General features: G+C 52.0%; 19 protein-coding genes. 6 read left to right on the top strand and 13 right to left on the bottom strand.

From position 1 onward, the window contains the following. Positions 1 to 535 precede the first annotated feature (535 nt). From KAJ71_RS14380 to KAJ71_RS14375, 3 genes are all read left to right on the top strand, one after another. A complete protein-coding gene (locus tag KAJ71_RS14380) occupies positions 536 to 1,783 on the top strand; it encodes a RusA family crossover junction endodeoxyribonuclease (protein ID WP_248946363.1) in 1,248 nt (415 codons plus the stop codon). A 156-nt stretch (positions 1,784 to 1,939) separates the two neighbouring features. Further along, positions 1,940 to 2,074, top strand: coding sequence for a hypothetical protein (locus KAJ71_RS23460; protein ID WP_283106776.1), 135 nt, complete (start codon positions 1,940 to 1,942; stop codon positions 2,072 to 2,074). 10 nt (positions 2,075 to 2,084) lie between these two features. Continuing rightward, positions 2,085 to 2,342, top strand: coding sequence for a hypothetical protein (locus tag KAJ71_RS14375; RefSeq protein ID WP_248946362.1), 258 nt, complete (start codon positions 2,085 to 2,087; stop codon positions 2,340 to 2,342). Positions 2,343 to 2,501: 159 nt separating this feature from the next. Here KAJ71_RS14375 and KAJ71_RS23655 read toward each other — a convergent pair whose 3' ends face one another. Next, complete coding sequence (locus KAJ71_RS23655; protein ID WP_375540739.1) at positions 2,502 to 2,675, bottom strand: tyrosine-protein phosphatase; 174 nt, start codon at positions 2,673 to 2,675, stop codon at positions 2,502 to 2,504. A 254-nt stretch (positions 2,676 to 2,929) separates the two neighbouring features. On the opposite strand from KAJ71_RS23655, the gene KAJ71_RS14370 reads away from it, so the two are divergent. Both KAJ71_RS14370 and KAJ71_RS14365 read left to right on the top strand, forming a co-directional pair. Next, positions 2,930 to 3,232, top strand: a complete 303-nt coding sequence (locus KAJ71_RS14370; protein ID WP_248946361.1) for an ArsR/SmtB family transcription factor — start codon at positions 2,930 to 2,932, stop codon at positions 3,230 to 3,232. A gap of 7 nt (positions 3,233 to 3,239) precedes the next feature. After that, complete coding sequence (locus tag KAJ71_RS14365; protein ID WP_248946360.1) at positions 3,240 to 3,767, top strand: rhodanese family protein; 528 nt, start codon at positions 3,240 to 3,242, stop codon at positions 3,765 to 3,767. A 57-nt stretch (positions 3,768 to 3,824) separates the two neighbouring features. Here KAJ71_RS14365 and KAJ71_RS14360 read toward each other — a convergent pair whose 3' ends face one another. After that, positions 3,825 to 4,280, bottom strand: coding sequence for a GNAT family N-acetyltransferase (locus tag KAJ71_RS14360; protein WP_248946359.1), 456 nt, complete (start codon positions 4,278 to 4,280; stop codon positions 3,825 to 3,827). Positions 4,281 to 4,403: 123 nt separating this feature from the next. Between KAJ71_RS14360 and KAJ71_RS14355 the strand changes: the two genes are divergently transcribed. Beyond that, a complete protein-coding gene (locus KAJ71_RS14355; protein ID WP_248946358.1) occupies positions 4,404 to 5,141 on the top strand; it encodes a class I SAM-dependent methyltransferase in 738 nt (245 codons plus the stop codon). Between the two features lie 136 nt (positions 5,142 to 5,277). On the opposite strand, the gene KAJ71_RS14350 is transcribed toward KAJ71_RS14355, so the two are convergent. From KAJ71_RS14350 to KAJ71_RS14300, 11 genes are all read right to left on the bottom strand, one after another. Further along, on the bottom strand, positions 5,278 to 7,191 hold the full coding sequence (locus tag KAJ71_RS14350) for a phage tail fiber protein (RefSeq protein ID WP_248946357.1): 1,914 nt from the start codon (positions 7,189 to 7,191) through the stop codon (positions 5,278 to 5,280). Between the two features lie 48 nt (positions 7,192 to 7,239). Then, positions 7,240 to 13,023, bottom strand: coding sequence for a TipJ family phage tail tip protein (gpJ, locus tag KAJ71_RS14345; RefSeq protein ID WP_248946356.1), 5,784 nt, complete (start codon positions 13,021 to 13,023; stop codon positions 7,240 to 7,242). Between the two features lie 86 nt (positions 13,024 to 13,109). After that, positions 13,110 to 13,733, bottom strand: a complete 624-nt coding sequence (locus tag KAJ71_RS14340; RefSeq protein ID WP_248946355.1) for a tail assembly protein — start codon at positions 13,731 to 13,733, stop codon at positions 13,110 to 13,112. Then, complete coding sequence (locus KAJ71_RS14335) at positions 13,730 to 14,440, bottom strand: C40 family peptidase (RefSeq protein WP_248946448.1); 711 nt, start codon at positions 14,438 to 14,440, stop codon at positions 13,730 to 13,732. The genes KAJ71_RS14340 and KAJ71_RS14335 overlap by 4 nt, the downstream gene beginning before the upstream one ends. Before the next feature lie 2 nt (positions 14,441 to 14,442). After that, a complete protein-coding gene (locus KAJ71_RS14330) occupies positions 14,443 to 15,195 on the bottom strand; it encodes a phage minor tail protein L (RefSeq protein ID WP_248946354.1) in 753 nt (250 codons plus the stop codon). Between the two features lie 8 nt (positions 15,196 to 15,203). Further along, positions 15,204 to 15,545 (bottom strand): phage tail protein, encoded by a 342-nt coding sequence (locus KAJ71_RS14325; RefSeq protein ID WP_024486957.1) that lies wholly within the window; start codon positions 15,543 to 15,545, stop codon positions 15,204 to 15,206. Between the two features lie 279 nt (positions 15,546 to 15,824). Next, entirely contained in the window at positions 15,825 to 17,252 is a 1,428-nt protein-coding gene (locus KAJ71_RS14320; protein WP_248946353.1) for a phage tail tape measure protein, read from the bottom strand. Between the two features lie 36 nt (positions 17,253 to 17,288). Further along, positions 17,289 to 17,528 carry a DUF1799 domain-containing protein gene (locus KAJ71_RS14315; protein ID WP_283106782.1) on the bottom strand — a complete coding sequence of 80 codons (240 nt, stop codon included), beginning with the start codon at positions 17,526 to 17,528 and terminating at the stop codon, positions 17,289 to 17,291. A gap of 62 nt (positions 17,529 to 17,590) precedes the next feature. Further along, positions 17,591 to 17,941 (bottom strand): phage tail assembly chaperone, encoded by a 351-nt coding sequence (locus KAJ71_RS14310; protein WP_283106775.1) that lies wholly within the window; start codon positions 17,939 to 17,941, stop codon positions 17,591 to 17,593. 77 nt (positions 17,942 to 18,018) lie between these two features. Further along, on the bottom strand, positions 18,019 to 18,681 hold the full coding sequence (locus tag KAJ71_RS14305) for a phage tail protein (protein ID WP_248946351.1): 663 nt from the start codon (positions 18,679 to 18,681) through the stop codon (positions 18,019 to 18,021). Between the two features lie 103 nt (positions 18,682 to 18,784). Beyond that, on the bottom strand, positions 18,785 to 19,189 hold the full coding sequence (locus KAJ71_RS14300) for a phage tail terminator-like protein (RefSeq protein WP_248946350.1): 405 nt from the start codon (positions 19,187 to 19,189) through the stop codon (positions 18,785 to 18,787). Between the last annotated feature and the right edge of the window lies 1 nt (position 19,190).

Raw genomic sequence — 19,190 nt, 5'->3', positions numbered from 1 at the left:
CACACGAGTCCACACAGTCCCGGTGAGTCACCACCGGATACAAACGAGGTAGCATAACCATGCTTGCAGTTGCCCTTTGTTTCGGCTGGAGACGTTTTTATAGCACGCACCGCTAGCTTAACACTCCATCCCAATCATGGTATTTCAATTCAGCTCCTGAAATGGAAACTGAACTGTCGTCCGAAAAAACTTCATGGTTACTGTAAATCCTAAACCATTGCAACCACTGTGCCATACCGTGAGCCATACCTTCTAGTCATGTTACCTAAACAATCAGTCAGTTAGGATTGGGTGGCGATAAGACCCAGCTTCACCAAATAGGTCGCCAGTGATACCAGGACTAGTCAAATTATTGCCCTGGGAAGTCTGAAATATCCTGATTAAGTCCAAAAATCTCAGGCATCTTGCCACCCTGCCGTACCGATCGTAAAGTGACAATTTCCGGCCATAGAGAACATCGAAACAACTATTTGAACATGGCAAAGTTGAACGAAGAAACGTGATTAGAGGTATCATGCGCAGATTCAAGGATTTCATGAGCAGTGATGCTGGCGCTCACGCCCGCTATCAGTCGAGGAAGAAACGACGCGTACATATTTATATTGATGATATTGAACCTCAATCGAAAAGAATGCCTGAGGCTGATCGGGATAAATTCCAGCAGGCTATAGCCGAACAGCTAACCTTAGTGAAACGATCGACCTTTACAGGTGGCGTTGCTCTAAAAATTGAGCTGGGGACGACAAGCAAAAACGCTCCCCAAGCACACACAATAGCCAAAAACCTGCTAGACCTTCTCGGAACGCGACGCCCGAGTGTGTCATGGCAACGCCAGCATCTCTTGTATAAAGACGATCGGCAAATCCAGGCACTTTCCGTTTCTTGTCGGCACGGAGAACCTTACCCGTCTATCCGAATTGAAGCACGACCATTCACTGCAATGCTTGATGATCTTGAACTTGCGACCGAGGCAAGGTACTCAATTGAAACGAACATCGATTATCTCTATGAGCAAGACCACGAAGCAGACTGGATCAAGACATTCCGCGATCTCAAAGACAACGAGGCATACAAACGTCAGAATCTTGGCAATGATCTATACAATGCCTACCTGAAGATGACGAGATGGTACGCACAACACGCCTTGCTCAAGAGCAGCGGCGCCACAATTCCTGTACTGGGCTCGATGTATGGCCGCCCTCAAGCCACCGCGACTGGCCTTGGGAAAGAAATATGGGCGGAGCTTTTAGGCAAGTCGAAACTCCGCCTCCAAGTCGGAGAACTGCCGATTACTAGCGGTAGTTCAACCATGTTCAAGCAGAAAGTGTTGAACGAAATTAAGGCCTTCAAGAAACGCTGGGATTGGCTCATCAATCCCCTTGTCATCGCAGTGGCTCTTGAAGTTGTTATTCGCCCCGATCCGACGACACCACCGGCTGTACTTCATGACCTCGACAATATTGTTCGAGACTATCTTCTTCCCCGCATTATTCCTGAGTTCGGCACGGTATCTGATCATCGCTGGACAATTGATTTCGACGAATTGCAGAGAACCAATCCTGAGCTCGCAGCATCTTGGGGGGCTAATCCCACGCCACCGCCAGGAACAAAAGCAGGTGTTACGCGGTACGAAGCGTGGCGACTGCCGGCCGTTACGAATGAACCGGGTTTCGTCAGCGTAGCCCTCGTTGCAGATGTTGATGCGAACGGCGATCTCATGGATCAAATTGATGAAAGTATAGGGATATGGGCGTCTTCTCATGATCGCAAGTCTCGATACTAGATGCGGCCTTCACGCATCATTTTTGAAGTGCCAAAGACGAGAAGGTGTCTGCAAAGGACGTAACAGAAAGAAGCGCACAATCCAGAGGATGGTGCGCACGTTTCTCTGCGTAAAAATGCAGCTCGCCCTTGGACGGCCAGCCAAATTCAGGCATCCGTGACCCCAGTAGCACAGACCGAAGGCGTGAACAACTTGACCAAAGGTGCCGAATCGAAAAGTGGTTTCCTGATAGCCCGCCTTGACAGCGCACAGCATTCATCCGATCTTGGGATCGTCGTGACACCAACCTAAGGAAGATACTATGGTGATTTACAGTTTTTTCGTGAAGGGCGAGCAGATTGTGGTACTGGACAACTCTGTGCCTGATTTCGCAGACAATCAGAAACACCTGTTGGACCAAGGGTATACACAACAATTTGAAGAGTTGCAAGCTACCTCCCCGCAAGCTGCCCTTGCCAGATTTAAAAACATCAAGGGTGAGGAATACAAAACAGCACATGCCTTTGCCACTGGTGGCGTGTTTACCTCACTGATTGGTGCTTTATTACCGAAAGACTGATCACACTATTTGCAGAGGCTAATCAAACTAGCTCAGACGAGTTTCCACGCAACCTCAGTAAGCAAACTTGTCTGCAACGCCATTAATGCGCTGTTCCCTATAACTGACTCCCCTGTTATCGGTGGCCTTTTTCTGCCACCGATAACAGCCAGACATGCCTTATTCGGTATATAGCTGTTTTAATCTGGCAATGTCCTGCGCCGTCACGCCCACTTCTTGCTCAAGATAGCGATCAACCGAGCCATATTGTTGTTCGATACGCTTAATACCGGCGGAAAATATATTCCGATCTTGACTGCTGGATCGCGCTAAAGCCCTTGATCGCCTGCGGATCGTTATTGAATACGTTATGCAATAGCCACGCCTCCATTCACGGTAACAACCGCCTTGATTAAAGCACCAAGTAATCCAGCGATGATGACGATTTATTGTTCATTTACTTCCTATTTTTTGTGCAGCTGACGACTCTTATCCAATTGTGTGAATAAGCTCAAGTTTGGGGCTTTGTTTGCCGTCTAAAAAAACGCGTGCTTTTTTTCGTCAAAAACTTTAGCATTAGCTAAAATTAGCAAAAACTAAAATAACCAATGACTGACGAAAATGCCTCACTGCTTGCCAGCGCCAATACCGCCGCGACGTTGCTCAAAGCCATGAGCAACCCCCGCCGCTTGCTGATCCTTTGTATGTTGGTTGATGCTCCAGGCACCAGTGCCGGTGAGTTAGCACTAGCTACCGGGCTTAGCCCATCAGCCACCTCACAGCATCTGGCCAAAATGCGCGAGGAAGGGCTGATTGAAAGCACCCGCGATCGGCAGCGCATCAACTACTCGATTAAAAATAGCGCCGTACAGCAGGTCATCGGCACGCTAAAAGCCATCTATTGCCCCTGAGGACACCATGAACGTAGAAACGATAACTGCCCAGCAAGCACAAACATTAATCATGCAGGGGGCGCGGCTGCTGGATATTCGCGGAGTCGATGAGTATGCCCACGAGCATATTGCCCAAGCCAGCTTGCTGTCGCTGCCTGAAATTGAGAAAGGTGGCAAACCGCAGGCCGTTAGCGAACAAGATGTGGTGATTTTTCACTGTCAGTCTGGCCGTCGTACGGCAGAAAATGCAACATTGTTGGCTAGTGCCGCAACGCCTGCCAAGGTTTATCTACTTGAAGGCGGTATCAATAGTTGGAAACAACAGGAATTGGCTGTCGTAAAGGGTAACAACCAGCCACTCCCTATCATGCGACAGGTGCAGATTGCTGCTGGCTCACTTATTCTGGCTGGGACAATCTTGGGGTATGTCATATCTCCCCTGTTCTTCCTGCTGTCCGGCTTTGTAGGTGCTGGGTTGCTATTTGCCGGCATCAGCGGATTTTGCGGGATGGCGACGCTGTTGGTCAAAATGCCTTGGAATCAGCCCAAATAACCCACTCACTCTTTTGTAGGGGCGCTGCATGCTGCGCCCGCTTTCCCCCTAAGCCCCCTAGGCAAGATCCAGCGAATAAACCCGCGACGACTCGCCCCACGGGTGATAACCAAGCCCATCAAAGCTGAAACCCAATTTCTCGTAATAACCCACATGATCGGTACACAGATGCAAACGGAGAAATCCTAGCTCGCCTGCGGCCTTGGCTACGTGGTTCACCAACAATGCGCCGCAACCCTGCCCACGATAATGCTCATCGACATACAGAGCACATAACCACGGATACAGTTCCATGCGGCTGATAAAGTCATTGGTAATCAGACCCGCGCAACCCACAACGGTTTCTCCATCCAGCAACAAATACCACTGCGGCAGCGGGTTTACCGCGTCGATACAACGGGTTATCGAGTCTTGATACAGCATCAGGGTTTCTGGCGATGCCCACTGACGCTGGAAATAATCGATAGCCACATCGCGATAGGCTGGCTCCTGACGCACCGAAACAATGTTCACCTAAGCTCCTGATTTATTCTGTGGTCGCTACATTATGCCCTATTTTTGTTGGCAGCCTGTTTGCTGAACGAATACCATTAATGCGCCGTGCTGTTATGCGGCTTATTTAACACAGGAGACGTTATGTCGCAAAATATCTATGACAATCAAACCTTCTTCGACGGCTATGCACAGCTCAGCCGTTCGGTGCAGGGTTTGGATGGCGCACCGGAATGGTCAACCATCCGCAGCATTCTGCCCGATTTGCAGGGCAAAAAAGTGGTCGATCTTGGCTGTGGCTACGGTTGGTTCTGCCGCAGCGCTCGTGAACAAGGCGCAGCTCAGGTTCTGGGAATGGATCTGTCAGAGAAGATGCTGGGCAAGGCGAAAGAGATGACCAAAGATCCGGCGATTGAATACCGCCAGCAGGATCTGGAAGCTCTACAGCTCCCGGCAGCCAGCTTTGATTTGGTGTATAGCTCGCTGACGCTGCACTATATTGAAGACCTCGGCAAGCTGTTCGCTACGGTTTATCAGGCATTGGTGAATGGTGGGGAGTTTATTTTTACCGCCGAGCACCCGATTTATACTGCGCCAAAACATCAGGGCTGGTTGGTGGATGAGACAGGGCAAAAATCCTGGCCAATCAATGGCTATCAGCAAGAAGGGCAACGTATTTCCAACTGGCTGGCAGAAGGAGTGATCAAGCAGCACCGTATGTTGGGCACCTATATCAATTTGCTGGTCAAGCAGGGATTCACCATCCGCTATCTGAACGAGTGGGGCCCTTCGGCTCAGCAGATCGCCGACAACCCGGCACTGGATGAAGAGAAAGAACGCCCGATGATCTTTATCCTGGCGGTACAAAAACCCGCTGCGTAATGGCTATTCGCTTTATTAAATATCGTTAAAACATCCAATATTGGGGAGGCTGCCTCCCCCCAATACTTTTCAAGCTTATTCACAGAGATCGGTTCTGGGCAACTTCAGGACAACACCGTTTCACTGTCGGTACAACTTACTCGCTCGCCATTTCACCTTCGTGGCCTTCCGGTTCTGGCTCGCTCTGAGCTTCTTCAACCGGCGGCATCTCCAAGCGCAGATCGATCCAGCGCCCTTCTGGAATATCCATCGGCTCCCCGGCAACGATTGCTGCGGTATCAATATCAAAGCGGCGTTTGCTGACTTTAACCGTGATCGTACCGTCTTCGGCCGCTTCGGTGGCGACGAAGCATAGGCGGTTACCGTTGACGTCTTGTGGGACTTCGATGTTCCAGCCTTCCAGCGCGAAACCTAACGACCCCGTCACTTTATATATGCCGACAGAGACTCGCTCAGCGGTAACGCCCGCAGCCTCGTCATTTACCGCCGCCAGCCCGGACAGGGTAAAGCCATCCAGGTATTCATCGGACATTTTCTCTGGGTTGCTGGAGAGACGGGCGATTGGTGATGCTTTCTTAATGAAACCATTTGAATCAACTGTAGTATTGCCATTATGCCACGCTGAAACAAAGTCTAATGTTCCATTGGAACGTGTCCAACCGGCGTATAGTTTTATTGCCCCTGGTGTAGCTCCATGAGATGTATAGATATGCCCCGAGTAAGCCCCGGAAATAGAGGCCGTCATCCCAACCATTGCAGAGCCACCTGCCGGTGCACCATTTTGGCTTTCAATAGCACGATGTATACCCGCAGGAGATGAATTTTTAGTAAAATCAAAAACCTCAGTGCTATTTGTAACACCTAATCCGAAATCTCCAACCTTCACGACAGGTGTTGAACCAATATACATATTATTTAATACATATGCTGTTCCTTGGCGTGCATTAACATAGAACACTGGCTTGCCTTGCTCTACCCCTTCCCCTAAATATGAACCAATTGTAGGAACAACAGAAAAACCGTACCAAGTCCCTATACTATAATTATTTGGAGCATTAAAGCTTGCCGTGTCCGCTCCACGAAATGCCATTGGCGCACTATTATTCCCGACAATATCAGCAACCTCTTGAGGAGTTGCCATTGCTGTTGATATAACATAGCCCTTTGGCACCGAAATTAAACCATCTGTGCGGTAAGCCATCGTATAGGCTGTACCATTCCATCTAATATTAAGTTGCCCAGTGTCCGTTTGCGAATAAATAGAGCTTTTCTCTACACCATCAATATCTTTGAAACGTAGCAACAAATTTGCCGTAGCAGGATCAGTTTGCATGTGTTGATCGCCAATTGACGACAAACGGCCTTTTGTGGTTATATTCCCTGTTGCGCCAATAATGGTTAAAATATCTGCTGTTTTACCATCGGAGTTCCAAAAGTTAAAGCCACCAGGCCGAGACCCTTTATGGTTCATAAATTCAGTTGCGCCATCTGCATAGCCTGGGGTTGCTTGCATTCGATTCCAACCAACCCAAGCACCTTGTGCTCGAGGTAAAAAACCAGGCGAAGTGCTGAGAGAAAGCCCCGTAGGCTGGCTAAACGAGACAGATCCGGCTACATGTTGATTTGCCGTTGATGACCTGGACAAATAGTCTGACTGAATTTTAGCCAGCGTCGGAACGGTCAGCTTTGTACCATCATCCTTGGTGAAGGTCATGTCCCCGGAGCCAGTAAACCAGCTCACCGTATCATTGCGGCTGCCTTGGAAGAAGGTCAGCATTGCCGCAAAGCGAGCGGAGAATTGGCTGATATCACCTTCATAAGTGGTGATAATCGCATAGCTCTGCCCGCTGGCCGTTGAACCTGTATAATTGCTGTTAAGGGTCAGCGAGGTATTGCTATTCACCTGTTTAACTTCATACAGCTTATTGTCCGGTGCCAGCAAAATCATCCCTGGCATCACGCCAAACTTGGCATCGGCCCACGCGGTACCGGTACCCGTTACGGTGGCGTTATTAGCGATTAAATTGATCGTGCCTGTTTTGTACCACATAGATATTTACTCCAAATAAAAAATTCCGCAGTGCGGAGGGATGTTCATTTAAATCGGTCCACTTGTAGCGATTATTCGTCCAGCTTTATAAACTTGAAGCTTTGGCGAAGCGTAAACAGCTGAATTACCGCTCCCACTAAGGATCGGCGTACTTATTGTTACCGTGCCACTTCTAGACTCACCAATTCTCATTATTAACTTATGCTGTTGTTCCCTGCCAATCCTTGGCAGCCTTACGTCAGCAATCAAATAAGTCATTGGCCCATTATTACCATCATTCCCCGTGTCTTTAAAAGCGAGGAGCGTATCTGCATATCCAGGACTAACAAGGACAAGTGAGAAATATTGACGCCTAGAACTGCTAGCATGTACCGTCACATTAGTGTCCATTACTCTATCGAAGTTTTCACCGATAATACTCCATAAAATATGATCTCCAGACTGACCAGACCAACTAAAACCAGATGAAAAAGGAGTTACTGGCGTTACATAAATGCCTCCAGACTGAGTATTGTATATATCACCAGTTATATTACTCGCATCTAAGGTCCCCTTTATGGTGCAGGATTCATTAATGGTAACATCATTCAAAACACCACTATCAGCATATATCGCGCCATTAAAATAGCCACTCCATGCCTCGATATGCCCACGAACAGTCACACTATTAAATGCCGCATCACCTGTTTTACTTATTACCCACCCGGTTTTATTATCCCAATTGTAATTATCTGAAGATATATAACCACCAATTTTTGCATTAGTAATCGTTCCGTCAGCAATAAATGCAGAGTTAATAAACGCCTGTCCATTTTGGATGGCGAATGGTACCGAAACCTTGGATGTAGAACTATCAAGGAAAGCAAATCTATTGGCATCAAATAAAACTTGCCTATCAACGGTTCCATCCGCGCGCGTTTCGACTCCAATGGCCATTCCTGCACTGTGATACTGGCCTTTAAAATTAACGCCGGTTTTGATTGAAAATGTGGCCTTACCAACCCCTGCCATATCAAAAACAGTTTGTCCTCGCTTTTCAATCTCTGCAGTATTTCCCCCTACGGTGGTAGATAAGTTGGTTATTTGCTGTGAAGTTGATTTTTGGTTATCGGTCACGGTTTTCGACAGCGAGGTAATCGCCGACGTATTGTCACCGGTAGCGGATTGCAGAGCACCAATTTGCTGAGCCGTCGCGCTATTGCTATCGGTTAGCGTTTGACTCAGAGCGGTAACCGAGGTCTCATTCGCCCCTGCTCTGCTAGTCAGGTCGTTAATCAGCTTGGCCTGGGCGCTGTCCGTATCCACCAGCACCTGCAGTTGCTGATTGAGTTGGGCATTGTTGTCCCCCACGGTGCCTGCCAGCGCTGTCACCTGCTGGGATAACGCTTTGTCAGCTTCCGCACGCACCGTCTGTTCCGTCATCAAGCGCGCATCAACATCACCAAAGCTCGCGCGTAATTCGGTGATCTGCTGCGCCTGGGCGCGCTGATCGTCCGCCATTACGTTCTGCTGGGTCTTGATCGATGCAGTGACCACATCATTGCTGATAACGTCTTCCGCCTGCTTTAACGACTGCTCAATATCCGCCTTGGCAATGGCTTCAAGCGAGCTGCTGAGCGAGGCCTGCGAACCGGCCAAGTCGCTTTGTGCCTGCTTCAGCTCGCCGATCGCCGCGCTGTTTTCGCCAGAGGTCGCCGTTAATGAACCAATCTGCTCCGCCATGGCCGAGTCCTGATTGGTCAACGTCTGCAGCCGATCGTTGATAGCAGCCGTGTTTTGCCCAACGGTGGAATCCAGCGAACTCAATTGCCGAGATAACGCGTCATCCGCCGTGGTCCGCGCTTGCGATTCAGCGGCGATCGCCGCTTTATTTTCGCCAGTGGCTGCCCCCAGGCCGGTAATTAACGACGCTTGAGCACTGCCGCTATCCACCAGGGCCTGCAAACGCTGATTTACCTCGGCCTGATTACTGCCGACATCTGCGCTCAAATGGTCAAACCGTTGCGACAGTGCACCGGTCTCGCTGGCCCTGGTGGTGATCTCTTGCTGCAACTGCGCAGACACATCACCAAAGTTCGCATCCAGTTGCGTGATCTGCTGGACCTGCGCCTGCTGCCGATCGGCGAAAACGGTTTGTGCCGTGGTTAACCGGGCGCTGCTCTCGTCCAGACGTTGAACATCGTTATCCTGCTTAAGCGCCTGTTCGATATTCGCCTTGGCCGTGGCCTCCAAAGCCTGTTGCAGGCTGGCCGTACTGCTTTCGGCTTCGGTTTGCGCGATGCCAAGGCGGGTGATAGCCGCCGTGTTTTCCTGGCTGCTCGCCTGGATCACGTCAACCCGTTGGCTCAGCGCACCGTCGGCATCGGCACGGGATTTCGCCTCTGCCTGGATAGCCGCAGTGTTACTGCCCGTGCTGGCCTGCAAACCGGAGATCTGCAAGGCCTGAGCCAAGTCTGTCGCCGCCAGCGTTTTCAGCTGTTGGGTCACCTCCGCTCGGTTTTCGCTAAACTCAGATGTCAGCCCGCTGAGCTGCTGGCCCTGCGTTTTCTGCTGATCGACCAGCGCTTCGGTTTTCTGCGTGACCTGCGAGTTAACCTTATCCTGCTCAAGCTTATTGCTGCCGATCGTCTTGGTATTAGCGGATACGTTGGACTCCACTTTAGCCAGTGCCGAATCGGCATCGGCCTGCGCCTGCTCCAATTTGATAATCAAACCCTGCTGATTATCCGCCGTGGCTTTCACCGAGCTAATATCCTTGGCTAACGCCCCATCAGCATCAACACGCGCCGCTTTCTCCTGCGCGATTTGCGCGGTGTTCCCCTCTGCTTTGGCAATCACTACGTCAAGCTTGCTGGCCAGCTGCTGGTCGCCGTCCTGCAATTGGGTGATCTGCGAAGCAACCTCGGCCATTGCTGCGTTGGTGCCACCGGTAAGGACATCGACCTTGGCTTGCAGTTCGACATCTGCACGCGCCAAGCTGGCCCGGGTGCTGTCAATTTCCCCGCGCACGTCCTTGATATCGTTATTCAGCGCCTCCTGGACCTGGGAGAGTTTTTGGTGGTTATGCTCGATGGCCAGGCTGTTTTCGATGGCGGCTTTGCCCAGCTGCGTCAAATCCTGTTGCAGCACATCGACAGCATTGCTCAGATCGGCATTGCTACCCGCCAGCTCGGCGTTAACCTTGTTCAGCGCTGCTTGCAGGGTATCGACATCCCCTTGCAGCGCATCCCTGTTCGCCTCGATATCGGCCTGTGCCTGGGCGATCTTCTCGGCCAGATCCTGGACGTTCTGATCCGAAGGCAGGCTGTTGATCTTCTCCAACAGCTCTTTGCCCAGTTCGGTCTCGGTAATGCTTTGCGCAATTTGCGCCAGCACCACGTCCGCGCTGTCCGAAGCCATCCCGCGTACAAACTCGCTCCAGTCGGACTGGTTGCCGGTTTTGTCGGTAAAGGCCGCACGGAAATACAGCACCTGACCGGCACGCAGGCCCTGCATGTCATAGCGATGCTGTGGATAAGGCACATCGGCCAGTAAACGTTCGTCGGCGAAATCCGCCCGGCTGGCTACCATCAGGGTGGTTTTCAGGCCATCGGCAGAGTTCTGGCCAAATCTCCAGGAAAGCTGGATACCAAACACGACGTCCTTGGTTGCCGCCAACGAGACAATATTGGGCGGCGAACCTGCTTTTCCTGCCAGATAGCTCGGCTCGGCATGGCCCCACTGCGAGGAAACGCCCACCGCATTCACCGCTCGTACCCGCACGTCGTAGTTACCGGCATAAATGCCGTTAACATCAAACCCGAGCGAAGGCGTCGAGCCCACATTTACCCAGTTGCCGTTATCTTTACGCCACTGGGCCTCATAGGCCACCGCGCCAGCAACGGCACGCCACTGCACACGCATTGAGGCAACGTTAATCCCCTGGCTGACATAGTCGTAGCGCGAGATAGCGATATTCACCGGAGCAGGCATCGCTCCTGGTGGCGTAACGGTAATTGGTGGAGCATCCAGGCGGATGCCGTTATCGATAAAGGCGTATTTATCCGGATCGTGCTCAACGGCGTTAATGGCGAAGGTGCCATCATCGTTGGACTGGACCGACACCACGCGGAACTGCTGGATCGCCAGGCTGTCGGAGTCGATACTCCAGGCTGCTTCAGCCTCCGGTTGCTGGCGGAACGGGGCAGTCAGCGTCACCGTAAGCTTGTCTGCCGCGATACTGGCGATGGTGCGAGTCTGCGCCGTGCCGTCTGGCAGATTGACGATCAGGCGATCGCCTTTACCAAACGCCACTTCACGATCCAGCACCACTACACGATCCTGCGCGGAATGGATGCGCCCGCCGTTGGTCTTGCCTGCCAGCATGGCATCTGCAATGCCGATGATCCTAGCTGGTAGCGGGATATTGCCGTCCAACCCGACGGTAAAACTGACGGTACGATCTTTGGCGTTACTCAGGATCGCCCAGCGCCCACGGCGGTGAGCCTCAGTGCGCCGCGTACAACCGATAGCGGTGATTTCTGTCTGGTTAACGCCGTAGCGCTTCACCAGTTCGTTATCGTAAGCCGCTTCCACTGCGTCGGCATAATGGTTGGCCGGATCGCCCCATTTCACCAGCGCCGAGGTATAGCGGTTCTTGTAAGAACCCGACGCATAGGCAAATTCGCCACCGATGACGTTGGCCCGCGAATAAACGAAATCCACATCGCGCGGCATATCCGCGTAGGCAAATAGCTGGTCGTTGCCCCAGTAGGTGATACCGCGGAAGATGGCGGCGATATCACGTAATACGGTGTAAGCATCCTGCTGTGACTGGATATACACATCGCACAGGAAACGCGGCTCTTTACCGCCGCCCCCCAAACCGTCATCAATCAGCTCATCGCAATACTGCGCGATGCTGTATAGCCCCCATTTGTCGATCTCAGCGGCGGTAACCCGGTTGCCTAAGCCGTAATTCTTGTCCAACGCGATATCGTAAAACACCCAGGCCGGGTTGTTGCTCCAAGCCCATTTAAAATTCCCATCCCAATTGCCGCTATACGTCCGCGCCAGCGGATCGTAGTTGGCCGGGACGCGAATGATTTTGCCCTTTGGCTTGAGCGTAATTTTCGGTACCGAGCTGAACTGCTGGGCATCAAACTCGATAAACAGCAAGGCGGTGTTGGGATAGCGGAACTTGGCGTCCACGATCTCGGTGTAGGTCTGGATCTGGGTAGTGTTTACCAGCTTGCTGCTGGTTGAGTCTGGGGTGATGCGCTTGATACGCAGCGTCCAGCTGGTGGTCGCTTTTGGCAAATTAATCCGGTGATCGCGCTCGTACAGGCTGGTGGTTTTGCCCTTTAGCGTTCCGGTGACCACGGTTTTATAGGCTCCGCCATCGGTGGAAAGCTCAATCAGGTATTCCACCAGCGAACCGTTCATATCGCCGTTATCTTCCTGCTGGAACAGCGCCGGGAAGCCCATGCGAATGCGCAGCGCGTCGATATCAGTTCGGGTGAAGGTTTTGGTCCAGACGTTGGTGGTGGTCAACTTGACGTTGACCGGTGTTTCAGACTCTACATCCGGCATGCCCTGGATATAATCCTGAGTCTGAGTGCCATTACGCACCTCCCACTTCAGGCCGGTAAAGTTTTCACTGCCATCGGGATTATGCACCGGGGTGCCGTCGAGCAGGATGCGGGTGCCGTCTAACCCACCGGCAATCTCCCCTTCAGACAGCGCCAGCAGGATTTTGATTTTAGCGTTGGACTGCAAATCATCGGGAGCTTCAACCGGCGTATGCGCCGATCCACCACCGCCCTTGCGCCCATGAATAAGTTTCTTTGTCATATTGCGCCCATAAAAAAAGGCCGTTATACCCGTCGCCTAGCTGCAGCTTGAAATTCTTAGGGTATAAAACGACCAATAGAGAAGGATTATTGCTGATTTTCGGCGTAAATACCGGCGGAAATCACCGCGCCACCGATTTCTCGTTCGCCGTACAGCACCGGCACCGGGTAACCCTGCGCCGTGGTGTTGACCGGTGAGCCAAAGGCATAGGACGGTTTGTTTTCTACCGACTGGGAAGAGGACATGCCGAAATCCGGTTGTGGCGTCATCAGTTGCATTACGCCACCCAGCACCATCGAAGCTCCCATCATGGTTAAACCGGTTACCGCTGCACTTTGAGCCGCTAATGCCGCCCCCCAATACGCCATCGTTCCGCCTGCGGTGAAGAATGCCCCTACCAGCGCCGCCACCCCAATCACAATCTGGAACATCCCGGCATTTTTACTCCCGGCGATCACCGGCATAATGCGAATATCGGCACTGCCTTTAGAGGTGGCAAACTCGGCTAGGCTGATATTCTGCGGGCCATTGAAGAAGGCAAACTGCACGCCGTCTTTATGGGCATTCATCATAAAGCTCTCAAATCCGGGCAAGGTGATACACAGCGCCCGCAGCGCTTCGCGAGTATCCGCCACCACCAGCCGATGGGTTTTACCGAACTTTTTACCCAGTTGGCCACCCAACCGGATCAGTCTTGTTGTTTGCATCATAGAAGCTCCTTTCGGCGGACTACGCGTACCGTCCGCTCCTGAAAATATCCGCTGTAGGGATAACGCTGGCTGAGCTGGCCGAACAGATGGTGCAGCATCATCCCGTCCCCCAGATAGATGCCCGCGTGGTTGGTAACCGGGGCTGAAACCTGCATCATGATCATATCGCCCGCGCGCATCGGCCCCTGAAATTCTCGGAACCCTTCGGCGTACCAGTGATCGTCATACAGGCGGGTTTTGCCGTCGATCCACCATTCATGCTCCACCGAGTAATCATTCAGCACGATGCCGTGTTCCTGGCGATAGTAATCCCGGATCAATGACCAGCAGTCAGCATGGCCCAGCAACCAGCTACGGCCTACTAACGGACGCTCGCCGCGTGGCACAACCTCGGTGTAATCTCCTTCCGGCCACGAAACGATGCCCCAGACAATGCCCGAGTGATCGCACTGCAGGCGATCCATCTCCGAAGGGATCAATACGGGTACATCAGGATGGCTATGGATGATGCGGATGATCTCGCCTTGGTCCTCCGCCTGCGCATATTCCTGAGGGGAAATGACAAAGTTATCCAACGCGTTCTCCGCCACATTGCGGCACGGCAGATAACGCGCCTTACGCCCGTTCTGCACCACAAAACCGCAGGACTCATTGGGATATTCCGCTGCGGCATGCTCACAGATCGCCTGCATGATTTCAGCCTGCATCATTACCTCCCCAACAGGTTGGAACCTGGGAACCCGCCAAAGGCCAGAGGTTGCGCGTCACCAAAGCGTTTTTTACAGGAGGACACCCGGCCACCACAGACGTCCAACGCCGGATCGTCGATCGGTTTATCGTCTTTATCAAAACAGGCTCCGCCGCTGTAATCGCAACCTCTGCCGCTGCGGTACCAACCCCGGATGCACCAGGTGCAAAGCCCGTGAATTTGCCGCGAGGGCAATTGCTGGCCTTGCAGATCAAACGGTGTACAGAGCTGGAACTCCACCACGCTGTTGGTTTCGGTGCTTTTGCTGTCGATATAGAAAACCTGCACCCGCTCCTGCGAAGCATCGGCCAGAGCGTTTCCCTCGGGGAAGTTGACCGCATCCAGATATTTGGCAAAGGTGTCATGTACCCGCACTTTCGCCTGCACCATATCGTTGAAGGTCAGACACAACGAAGACACCAGATTGCTAAGGTTGGCGACGCTGAGCCTGGGCGTTGGTTGCGAACCATCGCTGGTTGCTGCCAGGCCGGTGATCTCGTAGGGATAGGCTTCATACTCGTTTCCCTGCCACCAGATCGATTTTGGTTTCAGCCGCTGGGCATCGTTGCCCGCCGCCGCGATCTCGGCCTGAGTGTGGGGAATATTGTGCGCATGAAAGCGCATGATGGCCGCGCCAAAGGCGGTGCCATCAATTTCAATCAGCTGGATCAGTTCCCCTGGCGCCAGCTTTTGCACTTGACTGTTAAATGACATGATTGCACCTATACGCCGAAAGCTTGTTCAAAGGCAAAACTCAATGCCTCCACATTGCGCGCTAGCGGCGTGACGGAAATTGAATCCGACTTGACGCGAAATAGCGCTTTCTTGCCGTTGGGCGGCGTCCAGAAAAAGGCTACGAGCACGTGTTGATTTAAAAAGGCCAGCATCGACTGGGTCACGGCCGGATGGCCGGTATAGGCCAACTGCCACTGCTGCACCGCCTGGTTCAGCCCGTTGCTGCTGACCTGTTTATAGCCGTCGCCGAACTGCGCACTTCTGACGTTATGGACAAAGTTACCGCTAGGCGAGGCCTGGGTTTGCCATTGGAAAGTATCGATAAGCATAAAGACTCCGAACAGTAATAACCGTCAGCCAGCAGGGCCAGACATTACCCCTCACCCTCTCCTTTAGTGAGAGGGGACTGTACGTGCCACATATTGGATCATGCATTCGTCTTTCCTATCACCCTTGTTACAGGTTACTTCTGTACCTGAACACGGCGCCATACCAGCTCCCTCTCCCTGTGGGAGAGGGTTGGGGTGAGGGGAAACAACGATTGAGGAGCAATTAATGAGGCCTGATGCCAGACTGCGGTTGTTACTATTGATAATTGATAAGGAGATTCAGCGAGCCGCTGAGGCATTCCAGATCAGGCCGCCCGGTTTGAGTTCTTTGCCCAAACGTTCGGTGATCGCCTGATTAACAATGCCCTGCACCAGCTTGCCCATGCCGTCACCGGCAGAGGAGCTATTGGCCGCATTCGCTGAGCCGTCATTGTTCATGACTACGGTGCTGTTGACCGTAATGCCGCCCCCCTGCTCTGCCGCCAAGCCGTACATCGGGGCTTTGTTGCCACCCACCAGGCCACCATCCGCATAGCCGCGCATCATGGCGTAGAGATTACCCACACCGATCCGCTGGGTAGCCTCTTTGGTCATCACGAACTCGCCACGGTGCACCACGCCCGCCTGATCGTATTTACCACCGTCGCCGGTATAGCCACCTGAATCAAACGATAAGTTGTCGTATGCGCCCAAAGAGAAAGCGTTATTTGCCGATCCTGCATCAGCTGCAGGGGCGAACGCACTTTTGAGCCATCCCATTGCTGCTTGTATGGCATAAGCCACCAGCATTTGGTTTATTATCTGGACAATCATGGTGATAATCGACGTGCTAAATTCCTTGAAGTTAGCTTTACCGGTCGTCACCAATTCGGTCAGATTGTCAGATAACCCTTTGTGGGTCGCCTGGCCAATTTCATTGAGCCCTTTATAACCATCGGTGACGCTTTCGAAATATTCCTGCCAGGTTTTCTTATCCTCATCCAGCTTCTCTTTGGTAAAGTCCCCTTTTTCCTCTCCGCCACCACCTTCTGCCAATGCGGCAGCATCAGCGCCGCCTGCCGCGGTTTTGGCGGCGTTATCCGTAGCCGTTTTATTGGGATCCGCCGCAGGGAAAAAGGTTGAGTCTATCCATTTCACCGCTTTATCAACCGCAAACCCGCTAATGATTTTGCTGAATAACCCGGCGGACATCTGCAAAATAGAAGAGGAAAAAGTATGAAAACTAAAGCGGCCAGTAGTAAGTAATCGGGTAAGGATCTCCGTCAGCCCCTCGTGGCTGGCCTTGGCCACCTGAACTACCGCAGCAGAAATATCGGTTGCGGTATCCAGGTAGCTCTGCCAGCTTTTTCTACCGGCCTCTGCCTGTTTATCTGAAATATAGTCACTCAGCAAACCTGGTTCTTTTTTCGGATCTACTTTAAGTTCATAAGCTGGCAATGGACGCAATGATTTACGGAGGTTCTCTTGCCGTATCCTATCCCCTTTGATAGTTTTCTCCAGCTCACCCAACTGGGCAATGAGCAGTATCGCCTTGGCCCCGGAGTTCTCATTAATGGTTCGCAGCCCAAAAGAATATGACTTAGCCGCCTCGGTTATCCGAGTAGTAGCCCTCACAAAGCCAAGAGTTGCTTGAGGTAAATCTTTATTATATAGCTGCTGCATCTTATTGATGTTCTCACGCAGCAACATAGAGTCTGAATTGGCCATACTGCCCTCCAACCAACTTAATGCTGGTATAAGTATTTATTTACTATGAATGATCCTAAGTGCTGCGCTTTCCATTACGCGAATATCACTGAACGCGCTTGCCTCATCGTCCACGCCATAAAGCGTCATCAGCCAGGGCAGGCAGTTATAATCCAACCCGCTGACACCCCGCATACCCATGCGCCACTGGGTTCCCATGGCCTGAAAAACCTGAAACGCTGGCCAGATATCGGGCCAGGCTTCAACGATCACCGGATCATAATCGGCGGCACTCAGGCCAAAAGCACCGAGATCTTCAATGGCAGGCTCTGGCGTATAAAACGCTTCGGCAAGCGCTATCAGTTTTTTCCGCGTGCGGCCATCAGTTCGCGGGTAAACAGAGTGGCAATGGAATCAAACGCCCGCGGGTAGTTATCCAACAACACCAGCATGTTTTCGCGATTAAACTCGTCAGGCAAAGCCCAGCCAGCACAGATTTCCATCAAAAAATCTGCCATCGGCTCATTGCTGTAAACACCCGTTTCACTCTGCTGTTCCAGAGTTTCACGCAAAGACTTTTCCAACAGCTCTAGCTGGGTACGCTTTTTATGCTTGAAGGTAAAAGTCAGCACGCCATCTTCATCTCCAGGGCGCGGAACGGTGACATCCGCCTTAAAGGTCGGCTTGGGATTCAATTTAAATTCAACCATGATTTCCTCATTTTCCAGGTTTAACTCATCGCTATCAGCCCCTCGGGCAACCAAGCCTGAGGGGGAAATAGACGTGTTTAAGCAGTCACTTTATAGAACGTCATATCGCAAGACTGCACCGCCAGCGCCACCTGTACGGTTTCAACCTGGTTGACCGCAGTGGTGGGTTGCGGATCAAAAGCCGGTACCGCAGACCAGTAGCGCAGCTCCTTGGCTTTTGGCACGTGCATGTAGAACGCCAGCGTGACGCCATTGCGATCGGCATCCTGCAGCAGGCTGTAGATCGGCTGGGAAGCATCGTGTGCAAAGGTAAAGGTCTGCGTTTTGGCCGCTTTGAAGGTGGCCAGGTTACGCTGACGATCGTCTTCCAGGAACTGCACCTGCACGTATTGCTGATCGCCGCCAGACTGTGCTACCTCGGTGATCTGAGGAATTTGCGTCCAGCTTGAGATCTTCTGCAAGGAGCCTTTGCCGCCACCGGCCGGGAAGAAGCTCACGTCGGTGGTATTGATGGCACCGATGGTGATGCTGGTATCCACTTGGGCAGTGATCTTGGCCACCAGGCTGTCAATCAGGCCCCAACCGGAGCGTACCATCACGATGTCACCCACTTTCAGAGTGTGGCCGGTGGCCACGGTAAATACGGCGCCATTAGCATTGCTGACTGCGGTGGTTACTACGCCTGGTGCTGTTGCTGCGCCAGCAAATACGGTGGCGCCATTTGGTAATGCAAAACCCATGGTAATTCTCCAATTTCAGATATAAAAAAACCGCCGGATGGCGGTAGGGTTGGTTTATTTGCTGGAGAATATCTCCAGCGATGTTTACTACACTATTGTGACATTAATACCCGGCCCAATAACCGATGGTGACCGGCAGTGTATATAACTCATCTTTGGTAATCGCTGGCAGGATATTACCGCCAGCATTGACATAACAGTTAAAAGCATCGTCCGCCAGCACCAATCCCCTGGGGAATAATGAGATAATCTCCTCCGCCAGTTGGTAGCCAGTTTTCGCGCCCGTTCCTTTCTTCATCACAATATTAACCTGATAATTTCCGCTGTAGGTCTGCACCTCCTGGGAAATACCTAACGCCACCGCAGGCTCCGGAGCAATAAACGGTTCCAGATGAAGATCATCATCCGCCGTAAACGTCACGTTAGCCAAGGTGTATTTAATATTGTTCTCTTCAGCCCAGACAGTTAACTTGGACTCAAATAAATCATTGATACGCAAGGTGCTCATA

Origin of the sequence: Serratia silvae (assembly GCF_023282985.1) — a bacterium.
Taxonomy (GTDB): domain Bacteria; phylum Pseudomonadota; class Gammaproteobacteria; order Enterobacterales; family Enterobacteriaceae; genus Chania; species Chania silvae.
This window is presented reverse-complemented; position numbering and strand designations above follow the sequence as displayed.

Bases quoted from the DNA above. Each gene is read 5' to 3' on its own strand.
- KAJ71_RS14380 (WP_248946363.1), top strand. From the start codon at position 536: ATGAGCAGTGATGCTGGCGCTCACGCCCGCTATCAGTCGAGGAAGAAA.
- KAJ71_RS14375 (WP_248946362.1), top strand. From the start codon at position 2,085: ATGGTGATTTACAGTTTTTTCGTGAAGGGCGAGCAGATTGTGGTACTG.
- KAJ71_RS14370 (WP_248946361.1), top strand. From the start codon at position 2,930: ATGACTGACGAAAATGCCTCACTGCTTGCCAGCGCCAATACCGCCGCG.
- KAJ71_RS14365 (WP_248946360.1), top strand. From the start codon at position 3,240: ATGAACGTAGAAACGATAACTGCCCAGCAAGCACAAACATTAATCATG.
- KAJ71_RS14355 (WP_248946358.1), top strand. From the start codon at position 4,404: ATGTCGCAAAATATCTATGACAATCAAACCTTCTTCGACGGCTATGCA.
- KAJ71_RS14350 (WP_248946357.1), bottom strand. From the start codon at position 7,191: ATGTGGTACAAAACAGGCACGATCAATTTAATCGCTAATAACGCCACC.
- gpJ (WP_248946356.1), bottom strand. From the start codon at position 13,023: ATGACAAAGAAACTTATTCATGGGCGCAAGGGCGGTGGTGGATCGGCG.
- KAJ71_RS14340 (WP_248946355.1), bottom strand. From the start codon at position 13,733: ATGATGCAAACAACAAGACTGATCCGGTTGGGTGGCCAACTGGGTAAA.
- KAJ71_RS14335 (WP_248946448.1), bottom strand. From the start codon at position 14,440: ATGCAGGCTGAAATCATGCAGGCGATCTGTGAGCATGCCGCAGCGGAA.
- KAJ71_RS14330 (WP_248946354.1), bottom strand. From the start codon at position 15,195: ATGTCATTTAACAGTCAAGTGCAAAAGCTGGCGCCAGGGGAACTGATC.
- KAJ71_RS14325 (WP_024486957.1), bottom strand. From the start codon at position 15,545: ATGCTTATCGATACTTTCCAATGGCAAACCCAGGCCTCGCCTAGCGGT.
- KAJ71_RS14320 (WP_248946353.1), bottom strand. From the start codon at position 17,252: ATGGCCAATTCAGACTCTATGTTGCTGCGTGAGAACATCAATAAGATG.
- KAJ71_RS14310 (WP_283106775.1), bottom strand. From the start codon at position 17,941: ATGGTTGAATTTAAATTGAATCCCAAGCCGACCTTTAAGGCGGATGTC.
- KAJ71_RS14305 (WP_248946351.1), bottom strand. From the start codon at position 18,681: ATGGGTTTTGCATTACCAAATGGCGCCACCGTATTTGCTGGCGCAGCA.
- KAJ71_RS14300 (WP_248946350.1), bottom strand. From the start codon at position 19,189: ATGAGCACCTTGCGTATCAATGATTTATTTGAGTCCAAGTTAACTGTC.